Annotated in this window: 5 protein-coding genes; all 5 read left to right on the top strand. The window is 40.0% G+C overall.

The window, feature by feature from the left end:
- Nucleotides 1-4: 4 nt before the first annotated feature.
- Nucleotides 5-2,749 (top strand): carbohydrate-binding protein, encoded by a 2,745-nt coding sequence (locus QX565_RS18720; protein ID WP_289293921.1) that lies wholly within the window; start codon nucleotides 5-7, stop codon nucleotides 2,747-2,749.
- Nucleotides 2,750-2,782: 33 nt separating this feature from the next.
- Nucleotides 2,783-4,468, top strand: coding sequence for a T9SS type A sorting domain-containing protein (locus QX565_RS18715; RefSeq protein WP_251235588.1), 1,686 nt, complete (start codon nucleotides 2,783-2,785; stop codon nucleotides 4,466-4,468).
- Nucleotides 4,469-4,566: 98 nt separating this feature from the next.
- Nucleotides 4,567-7,158: a xylan 1,4-beta-xylosidase gene (xyl3A, locus tag QX565_RS18710; protein WP_289293919.1), complete on the top strand. Its 2,592-nt coding sequence runs from the start codon at nucleotides 4,567-4,569 to the stop codon at nucleotides 7,156-7,158.
- Between the two features lie 67 nt (nucleotides 7,159-7,225).
- On the top strand, nucleotides 7,226-9,112 hold the full coding sequence (locus QX565_RS18705) for a GxGYxYP domain-containing protein (RefSeq protein ID WP_289293917.1): 1,887 nt from the start codon (nucleotides 7,226-7,228) through the stop codon (nucleotides 9,110-9,112).
- Nucleotides 9,113-9,330: 218 nt separating this feature from the next.
- A complete protein-coding gene (locus tag QX565_RS18700; RefSeq protein ID WP_289293916.1) occupies nucleotides 9,331-11,283 on the top strand; it encodes a GDSL-type esterase/lipase family protein in 1,953 nt (650 codons plus the stop codon).
- The last annotated feature ends 18 nt before the right edge of the window (nucleotides 11,284-11,301 follow it).

Genomic DNA, 11,301 nt, shown 5'->3' with positions numbered 1-11,301 from the left:
AGGTATGAAGAAAACAATAATGATATCGTTATTATTGCTTTGTGTCTGTACTTTCACTCAGGGAAAAGAGTTTCCAGCTTTTTTCCCGAAAATGAAAGCTGTACAGGAAGCTGTATACTTGAGTATTTCGACCGATCAAACCGAAGCAAAGTTAATATGCAGGGTATTTCAGGGAATAATTAACCGAGACTCTGCAGAGCTCTTTTTAGGGGATGATTCACATGAGATAACCTGGTTTAAGTATACTAAGAAACCGTATAAACGTCCGGCTTATAATGTTAATTCCGGTGAGAATAGAGCACTGCGTACTTTGTTTCGGAATTATAAAGACCGTTTGGACAAACTTATCGTGTGCGATTTTAAGGTAAACGGGTTTAATTGGAATATGGCTGTAATGATGGCTTGTGCCGAGAATGCTTTGCCTGTTAGTGAAGAATTAAAAAATACATTGGTGGAAGAATTCGGTTGGGACAAAGAAATTGTCGATATACGCAATCGTTGGTCTACGTTGTCGGAGGCTTATGACTGGGCTTTGACGGAACTTATGCCTAAGCTGAATAAAAAAATAACCTTCAGCCTTGGACTGCGCGATGACTGGAAAGGTTTTCCATGGCGGTTATATGACTATGCCGTTGCGACTCGTTCTTTTACTTTCTGGCTTGACAACCATTCTACAGAAGGGAAAAATATCATTAAGCGTATACTTAATACGGAGGGTTACCCTAAAAATTCGTTTGTACTGGGATACGGAATGCACGGCGATGATTTGAATGATGCTATTAATCCTGAGGGATGGGGCTTTCTGGTAGGGGATATTTTCCCGAATGCAAGTTTTTATTCTTCTTTTCCAACAGAAACATTTAAACAACCTGAACCAAAGGCTGTAACTGCCGAAAAAGGAAAAGTGTACGTAGCATTACATTGGAGTGATGGCGATAATATTCAATTTAACCACAATGCCACATATGATATTTTTAATCAGAAAGGTAGGGGAAAGGTTCCGGTTTCGATGACATTATCGCCTGCATTGATGGAGATTGCTCCATTTATTCTGCGGTATTATTATGAGAATGCAACGGAAAATGATGAATTCATCGGTGGTCCGTCCGGTGTTCAGTATATTCAGGAAGCTCTTTATAAGCCGATGGATTATGTACGTTGGTGTGAAATGAATGGTGAATGGCTTTATCAGGCAGGTATGTCTGTCACGGCTTCTTCTCTTCGTTGGCCGGTACAATCATTCTTTAATAATGGTTTTGTGAAAACCGGAGTACTGGGAACTATTGCATGGACTAACGGTGCCTATCGCGATGCTTATAGTTGGCTGGGGATGCCTGTAGTATGTACCGGAGGAATTGTTTCTAATAAGAAGGAATTGTATAATTATCTTTCCGGTATTACCGTATCAGAGAATTATCCGGTTTTCACAGGAGTTTATATGGTACAGGCAGGAATGGGAGGAGATGGTTATCCGGGCATTAACAGCGTAGTAGAACAGTTGAATGCGGAGTTTCCCGGCAAGTATGTCTTTCTAAAGGCCAGCGATTTAATGGCAACTTCACGTCAATATTTTGAGAGTGTACATGCCCCTTATAAAGAATTGAGTATTCCGGGACGTATAGAAGCCGAGGATTTTGATAGAGGTGGTCAGGGAGTCGGTTTTTATGATACTTCTAAAAGTAATCAGGGAGGGAAATACCGGACAGAACCCGATGATTTTGTGGGTATAGGAGAAGGTGGAACGGGATATTATGTAGGTTGGACCGCAACTGGAGAATGGTTGAATTATTCTGTTGATGTACAGGAAGCCGGTGTTTACAGAATGGATATTAACTATTCATCTACCTCTTCTAAAACAGGAGTTACCGTGATGCTTGGCGATAAGGTTCTGACTACCGTTGAACCACAAAAAAAATCGGAATATTCCGATTACAGTGTATATGTTAATCTGTCCGAAGGGAAACAGATGCTGAAAGTCTTGTTTCTGGATGGTAGTATGAATCTTGATTACATAGATTTTACTCGTACGGAGTACAATTTACCCGAAATTCAGTCTGATAAAACATATAAAATAGTGGCAAAACATAGCGGGAAAGCGATTGGATTATCTGTCGATAACCAGGTGAATGGTACGAGCATTGTGCAAAAAACTTATGTAGACGAGGGCTCCTTATCATGGAATTTACATTTGGTTGGCGATGCTTTTTACGGCTTTCAATCGGGTAGTTCGAAACTTTTTATGACTGTTAGAGGGAATAAGTATATTCAGCAGTTCCCGTTTGATACGACTGTCGATGTGGCTAAGTGGGGGATACAATGTGTAGATGAAAACTATTACTGTATCACTGCAAAAGGTACGGGTACTGTTCTTGAAGTGGTTGATTCTTCTGATAAAGAAAATGCAACTCTTGGTCTGGCACTTTTTACAGGTGCGGATAATCAATTATTCTCAATACAAGAGATTGGTGATGCTACCGGAATAGAAGGTGTTGAAGTTGTAAAAGCTATTACTTATCCGAATCCTTTTACCGATTATATTAATATATCAGTACCTGCTAAGGAAGGTGGAAAGTTTACACTGTACATTTACACCCCTTCCGGTAATCTGGTCTATAGTGATTCACAGGTCGTAGCTGAAAATGTAGCGACCTTTACCTGGAGTCCCGGTTTAAGTATTCCTAAAGGTCTTTTTATCTATTCTCTTAAAGGAGATATTTTCTGTGCCGGTGGGAAAATAGTGAAACAATGAGATACTTTAATTTATTAACTTAAAAAGAATGTTATGAAAAAAGAGATTTTTACTTTGATGATTATGTTATTGTTCGGTGCGAATTTATTTGCACAGGATCTGGTCTTCAAAATGACTGAAGACAGTGGAGTTGAAATTATTAACGATGCGCGCTTTGATGTGATTAATAAGTGTGTCGGTAATACCAAAGAAGGTACTACACTGCGTTTAGGAGAAGTGGATTTTGCTGATGGACAAAAATATGCAGGTTGTTCTGTTGAAATTGCTCATGAGGATAAGGCGATGGAAGGTTATCTGGACTTTTATCTTGGTAATCCGGACAATGGTGGTGTTCTGATTAATGACGTACAAGTGAACGGAACAGGTGCATTTCAGTATTATCGTACCTTCCGTTATAACTTTTATGCGGAAGGAGGAGATGTGGCTCGTCCGACAGGTAAGGGGGATGTGTATGTAAGATATCGTGAATGTGAAGGTAATCTTAAAAAAATTGTTTTCTATACGGAGGAATTAAGTGATTCCGATATGGGTGAAATGAAAGATCCGGTATATCAATATCAATCGTTATTGGCAAAAAATGCAGAGATTGTGGAAAAAGCAGATTCTGATCCTCACCTCAATGATGAGGGAGCTATTGGATGGACCGGAGAAGGTGTTGTAGCAAAGTTTGCTGATGTTGACTTTAAAGATGGTAATACTTATCAGCAAATAGCAGTGGTATCTACACATGGTGGTGGTACTAATCCGTCAGGTTTTCTTATGCTTTATATTGACGATGTGAATAATGAGGATAATCTGGTAGCTAAGATCTGGACAGCAAGAGATTTCTTCTGGACGATGTATGGCACTTTGGCTAAGAATATCACTAAAAAGATCAGTGGGAAACATGATTTATATGTGAAATGGACGGCTGCGACTAATTTGAAAGAAGTTCAATTGATTGAAGGAACACCCTGGGAAATGGAAGATGACGAACCGGAAGAGATAGAGTTGATTGATGAAAAACTGACAGAAAGTGCATATACTATGACTTTCGATGCTATGGGTGGTGTTGAAAATCCTGCTGAAATTATAGCGGTTGGTACTGATGGAGATGGAGCACGGTTTGAAGGTTCAAATATCGGTTATACTTCAAGAGGAGTAGTGGTGAAACTGAGTGGAGTTGACTTTAAAGACGGAATGTTCAAACGTATTCTTGTTAAACACTCTTCCGACCAGGCTAAAATCAATAACAGCTCATTTGATTTTTATCTTGATTTGCCTTTTAGTAATGAAGAATTTGCCGATTTATCGATATTGGAAGGCCAATCGGTTTTGGCAAGTGTTGTTGCACAAGGAACTAACAATTGGAGTGATCCGAAACGTACGGGAGCTGATATGAGCACAACGGTAACGGGTATTCATGATTTATACATGGTTTTCCAAATCGAAAGTGGTTGTAATGTATTTGAGGTATCTCTTGATGTTCCTGCCGGTGCATCTTCTCTTGAGAAGAACATGCTTGGAGATATTGTGAGCGTTTCGGCGGATAAAGGGATGATAAGAATCAATGCGACTCAAGCATTGGAAATGTCTATCTATAATATGTATGGGCAGATGGTGGAAAAGGCATTTGTAACGAATGGAATTTCAACGTTTAGTCAATCACAAGGAATATACATGTTGAAGTTTGTGACAGAAAAAGGTGAATCAATCACTACGAAAGTAATCGTAAAATAAATTCTCTTAGATATTTAATTATCGTCCGGTAAGGAACATCCGATTCTTATCGGACGATATTTTTTAGATGTAGTTCAAAAAAATGTAAAAATAGAGCAATGAGGATCTATCTCTTTTTTTGTTTGTTCTTATCTTCTCTTTCGGTAGGAGCACAAGGCATATTACCATTCAATAACCCTGATCTACCGGTTGAAGAGCGGGTAGAAGATTTAGTACGGCGTCTCACTCTTCACGAAAAGGTGTTGTTGATGTGCGATTATTCATCATCGGTTCCGCGTTTGGGTATCAAACAATACAATTGGTGGAATGAAGCATTGCACGGTGTGGGGCGGGCAGGCTTAGCCACTGTTTTTCCACAGGCGATCGGCATGGCTGCTACCTTTGATGATTGTGCTGTAAAGCAAGTTTTTGAATGTATTTCTGATGAGGCGCGTGCTAAATATCATCATTCCGAAAATAAAGATGGAAGCGAACGTTATCAGGGATTGACTTTCTGGACTCCTAATGTGAATATTTTCCGGGATCCCCGTTGGGGAAGAGGGCAGGAAACCTATGGAGAAGATCCCTATTTGACTTCCCGGATGGGATTGGCCGTCGTTCGTGGGCTACAAGGGCCTCCGGAAAGTAAATATGATAAACTTCATGCATGTGCCAAACATTATGCATTACATAGCGGTCCGGAGTGGAATCGTCATAGTTTTGATGTGGAGAACATTTCTCCCAGAGACTTGTGGGAAACTTATTTGCCGGCTTTTAAGGCTTTGGTACAACAGGGAGGAGTTAAAGAAGTAATGTGTGCCTACAATCGTTTTGAAGGTGAGCCATGTTGTGGCAGTAATCGTTTACTATATAATATTCTCCGTGAGGAATGGGGATTTGACGGGCTTGTTGTATCTGACTGTGGTGCAATCAGTGATTTTTATCTTAAAGGACATCATGAAACACACTCTACTAAAGAATCTGCCGTTGCTGCTGCCGTGAAAGCCGGAACGGATCTCGACTGTGGTGTGGATTATCAGTCTTTGGAAAAGGCAGTTGAAAAAGGAATAATAACAGAGAAGCAGATCGATGTTTCACTTTCCCGTTTATTGAAAGCCCGTTTCGAATTGGGGTTGATGGATGAAGAGCATTTAGTTTCCTGGTCTGATATACCATATACGGTTGTTGATAGTGAAAAGCATCAGGTGAAAGCTCTTGAGATAGCACGTAAATCGATGACTTTACTGAAAAATAAGAATGGAACGTTGCCTTTATCTAAGCATTGTGGTAAGATAGCAGTTATAGGTCCTAACGCAAATGATTCGATTATGATGTGGGGAAATTACAACGGTTTTCCTTCTCATACAGTCACTATCCTTGAAGGAATTACCCATAAGTTACTTACAGGACAGGTGATTTATGATAAAGGGTGCGAATTGATTACTGGGGATACTTTTGTCAGTTTATTCAATCGATGTTCTTGGGAAGGAAATATCGGTTTTAAGGCTTCTTATTGGAATCAACTGGAGTTTGCAGGAAAGGAAGTGACCGAAACGCAGGTAGGTTCTCCTTTTAATTTCCATACGGGTGGGGCTACGGTTTTTGCTCCGGGAGTAAATTTAAACAACTTTACAGCATGCTATCAATGTATATTTTGTCCGGAAGAAGACAGGGAAGTAACTTTTAATATAAATGGGGATGACGGTTACCGGGTATTTGTGAATGGTAAAAAAGTGATTGATTATTGGGGACAACATGGTGCCGAATCCCGATCCTATACTTTAGACGCACGTACCGGAATGAAATATGATATCAGAATTGAGTATATGCAGGCTGAAGGAGAAGGTATATTACAATTTGATTTAGGATATACAAAGCACTTTAATCCGAATGAAATAGCAGCAAAGGTGAATGATGCTGAGGCTATTGTGTTTGTCGGAGGGATATCTCCGAAAGTGGAAGGAGAGGAATTACCTGTTTCTTTTCCGGGATTTAAAGGAGGAGACCGGACAGTAATCGAATTACCGCAAGTACAGCGTGATCTATTACAAGAGCTACATAAAACAGGGAAGCCGGTAATTTTGGTTTTATGTTCGGGAAGTGCAATTGGGTTATCTGCCGAAGTAGATCTGGTAGATGCCATTATTCAGGCTTGGTATCCGGGGCAAGCAGGAGGTACAGCAGTAGCTGATGTTTTGTTTGGAGATTATAACCCTGCCGGACGTTTACCTGTCACATTTTATAAAGCAACGGAGCAACTTCCTGATTTTGAAGATTATAATATGCAGGGACGTACTTATCGCTATTTTAAGGGAGAAGCTTTATTCCCATTTGGGTATGGACTGAGTTATACCTCATTTGAAATTGGAAAAGCTCAATTGAGTAGGAAAAGGATTTATGCGAATGAGCCGGTAAATCTGGATTTATGGATTAAAAATACAGGAGAACGTGATGGTGATGAAGTAATACAGGTCTATATACGTAAGTTGAAGGATAAAGAAGGGCCGTTAAAAACATTGAGAGCTTTTAAGCGTGTTCATGTAAAATCTGGTGAGAAGAAACAAATTTCTATTCATTTGCCAAATGACAGCTTTGAATTTTTTGATCCCGAATCTAATGTAATGCGGGTAATGGCAGGAGAGTATGAGGTTTTGTACGGAACATCTTCCGAGCGAAAAGATTTGAAGAAGATAAAGGTTAGGATTCAGTAAATGAATTGGTAATATTATTAATAACTTGACTACGATTTATGGGTAGACTTATAATGGATATTGAAAAATGACAAATAGATATTTAAAAATCTTAGCTGTATTATTGTTGATGACATATACTGCTTTTGCCGGAAATAAAATTGGTATTTATGATTTGCGTTATACACTCCATGCTGATTTGAATACAACGCAAGGACTCGATTTGGCTTGGGATGATGTTCATGCAGTATCTACCTTACAAGGAGTGGTAAATAGGGACGCTGCTCAGTTGTATGTTTACTTTGTGATGGAGGGCGATAATGATATCGATGGTTATTGGTGGAATAAATATAGTCGGAAGGGAGAATGGTTGTACGGACGTGAAACACGGGCGTATCGGACAATGGAGGATTTATTCACAGCATATGCTCCATATATAGAAGGTGTAGTTGTTTATGATGGTAACGTTCCCTCTACCAGTAATGTAGCATCTTCTGTAGCAGGTATCGAAAATTTGGTGGCCATTCGTTATGACGATACTCCGGGAAGTTTGTATGATCGTCTTGTGCTGCACGGACCGAAGCTACCAGTGAAAAGATGGTTGTTAAATCCCGATGGCACTTCTATGTTTACCGGTAAGAAAGGAACAAAGATTCCGGAAACAGAACGTTACTCTACCGGTTCTTTGAAGAACGATCCTTATGTTTGGTTTATAGAGAAATACCTTAAAACAGGTAAGTGTAATACGGAGTTTGCCGCTTATTATATTGACCAATATTGGAAGCAAAGACCTTTTGCTGCTGTAAAAAATCATCATACCTTGAGTAATCATGACTTTTTTGTGAGTAAACGAGCTTTCTTTTTCGATTTATCTCCCTGGGGAGACGAACCGGCTACTGATGATCCTTCTCAACCTGTCGGTACAGATTTGAATACTTTGAAAGAAATGTTGTTATTGGCTTATCAACAGAATAAGAATGAAAAGATGTGTTATGTCGGAGGGTTTCCTTCTTGGGCCTATAAGTATACAATGCATGCTTTTGGTATTCACGACGATGTGCCTACGGAATGGGAGTTCAGCCGTATCATCAGTGCATACAATGCTTTTAAGGATGCGGACGCCATCAGCTATGGTGCGTTGGCGAATGCTTCTTTTTGGCAACACTTTCCTACAAAAAAGAAATATGCTCAAGATTGGATTTCTCGTAAAGAACTACAAAAAAGAGGATTACTGACAGCAGATGGTAAAGTAAACGTGGACGGCAGGAATTTTATTATCTTTTATGTCGGCGATTATGATGCTTCCGCATGGATATCACAACGTACACCTTCTATTTGGGATGATCCTAACCGGGGGAAATTACCATTGATGTGGTGTATCAGTCCTGTATTGGCCGAACGTGTACCGCATATTATGCATAACTTCCGCACAACGGCTACCCCAAATGATTATTTTGCTTCGGCCGATAACGGTGCGGGATATATAATGCCGGGTATGTTGCAAGAACCTCGTGGATTGTCAGGACTTCCGTCTGGTCTGGAGGTATGGGGCAGGCATTGTAAGAAGTATTATGAGAAGTGGGGTTTATCCGTTACCGGTTTTGTTATCGACGGACAGGCTCCGGGATTGAATAAAGAGGGTTTGGACTGTTATGCTTCTTTTAGTCCGAATGGCATTGTACCTCAGAAGGTCGTAACTGCCTCATTGCATGGTAATATGCCTGTAATTCGTGCCGATTTGGATATAAATGACGATGATCCTAAAGTTGCTGCCGCAAGAATCGTGAAACGTGTGAAGGAACGTTCGGCATTACCTTTTCATTGGTTTCGTAATATTCTGAAGCAACCTACCTGGTATTGTGAAGTGATGGATGAGGTGAAATCACAGGATGAAAACATTGTGTTGTTGGATGCTCCTGCGTTTTTCGAACTGTTACGTATTTATCTGAAAGAACATGATTCAGTGATAGAATAAAAACTGTTTGAGTTTGTCTGAAAGCAATACAAAATATTGTATATAAGTATTTTGTGTGGTGCTTTTTGATCGTAATGTGGAAAAATTGATTGGTTGGATATCGATTGTTATTCGATTTTATTGCACAATTTGTTCAATCGGGAGATTGAATAGAATGTGCAATAAAAAAGAAAAGGCTTGCATTAGCTTTGTCTTTCGAAAAACAATTCATATCAATCATGAAAAACGAATTCAAATCTTTTCTTCTGGCTGCTGTTTGCAGCCTTGGGCTTGCTTCTGCTTTTGCGCAAGCCCCGACAGTTCATACCATCGGCGATTCTACGATGGAAGAGAAATCAACTGACCCTTCTGTTAATACTAACGGCCAACGGGGATGGCCTCAGATGCTCCCACAGTTTATGGTTAACGGTGCTACACTGAATAACCGTGCTAAGAGTGGAACAAGTTCTAAAACATTTTATGAAGAGAGCCGCTTCTGGACAACTGTAAAACCACAGATTAAAGAGGGAGATTATGTTATTATCCAATTCGGGCACAACGATGAAAAGCATGCAGGAGCGGATGGAGAAGTCGGAACTTACCCATGGACTACCTATCAGGAGTATTTGAGAAAGTATGTAAATGAAGTTAGAGAATTGGGGGCTAATCCAATTTTGTTTACTCCTATTGTACGTGGTTATTTCAGTGGAAATAAAATAACGGATAAAGGAGCTCATAACTTAGGAGCAGATGTAATAATGTCTTCCGGCAAAGATCTGGATTATGTAGCTGCCATGAAAGAGGTTGCCCGGGAACTGAATTGTCCATTGGTGGATCATACTGCTCTGACACGTGAAATCTGCGATGAATACGGAGAGGAGAAAGCAAAAGAACTTATATATAATGTAGGAGATGGTACCCATATCGGAGAATACGGAGCCACTCTTTACGCTCGTCTGGCTGTACAAGGACTGGTGGCAAAAGGATTATTGACAGAGTATTTTAATGCCAATCCGGATGTATTGATTAATCCGACGACTCATCATTTTGGAAAGAGTTATCTGAATGCAGGTTCTGTGTATGCCTTTTCAATCAGTGGCATTGATTTAACACCGGGTAGCGGTAAAGTAACAGTCTCTGCTTCAGAGGGATTTGAAATCTCTTTGAATGCTATCGGAGGTTTTGCTTCTGTAGCAGAGATTGGGTATGAAAATGGAAACCTGCCCATGACTTCTGTTTATGTAAAATTCCTGCCAACAGAGAAAGGTGTAAAAAGCGGGACGCTAACTGTGAGTAACGGTACAAGTACTAAAACTGCAACTCTGACTGGTGAGGGAGTCTCTTTTGAGGGCGGAGTAGAAGCTCAGGCTTATTGGCAGTTAAATCAGGATACCAAGGCGGTTGTTACCGGTCCGATATTGGCTGCAGAAGAGGTTTTTAGCCGGATGTACGCTGATCGTTATGCTAAACCGGGTAATCCGACTATCTGGATGGATGGATTGGTAGATCCGGAGACAAAAACACAACGAAACATTATTGAAGGTGATGACTGGCCGGAGAATGAAATCGATGTAAACTATAGTCGTTATATTGAATTTTCTGTAACTGCCAATGCAGGAACTACTTTCAATATCGACTCTATCGGGTTGTATGCCGGTGGTTCCGGTGGTAATGGTATGTGTTTCCGGGTAATGTGTTCTAAAGATCCGGGATTTGGTGAGTATACACTGATAAGTAACCGTCCCTCTAATGTATCCAATACTATGTATCCCATTTCTCTGAAAGAGATTATAGAACTTCAAGGAGAAGAAACACTTTATTTACGTGTATATCCCTGGTATAGCAGTAAATCCAATCGGAAATCAATTTGTCTTTATGGCGTCACAGTGAAAGGAGTTGTAACAGAAGGAGAGATTACTTCTATAAGAACTGTAGACAGTATGAAGAAAGCTTATTGTACTCCGGCGATAACTGCTGACCGGACTACTTTGTATTACGAACTTTCCGAGCCAGGCTTGGTAGATATTACTTTATACAGTATAGAAGGACGTACTATGCTGAATTATAGTAAGAATCAGGAAACCGGAATTCACACACACGAAATTGATCTGAGAGGATTTTCTGATGGAGTTTATCTTTGTAAGTTAGTTACGGGAACTCAGATGCAAACAATACGTATCGTTAAAAAATGAAATGAGTTTTATGAATAA

The organism is Bacteroides sp. 41_26 (genome assembly GCF_949740115.1).
In the GTDB taxonomy this organism is placed as follows: domain Bacteria; phylum Bacteroidota; class Bacteroidia; order Bacteroidales; family Bacteroidaceae; genus Bacteroides; species Bacteroides nordii.
This window is presented reverse-complemented; position numbering and strand designations above follow the sequence as displayed.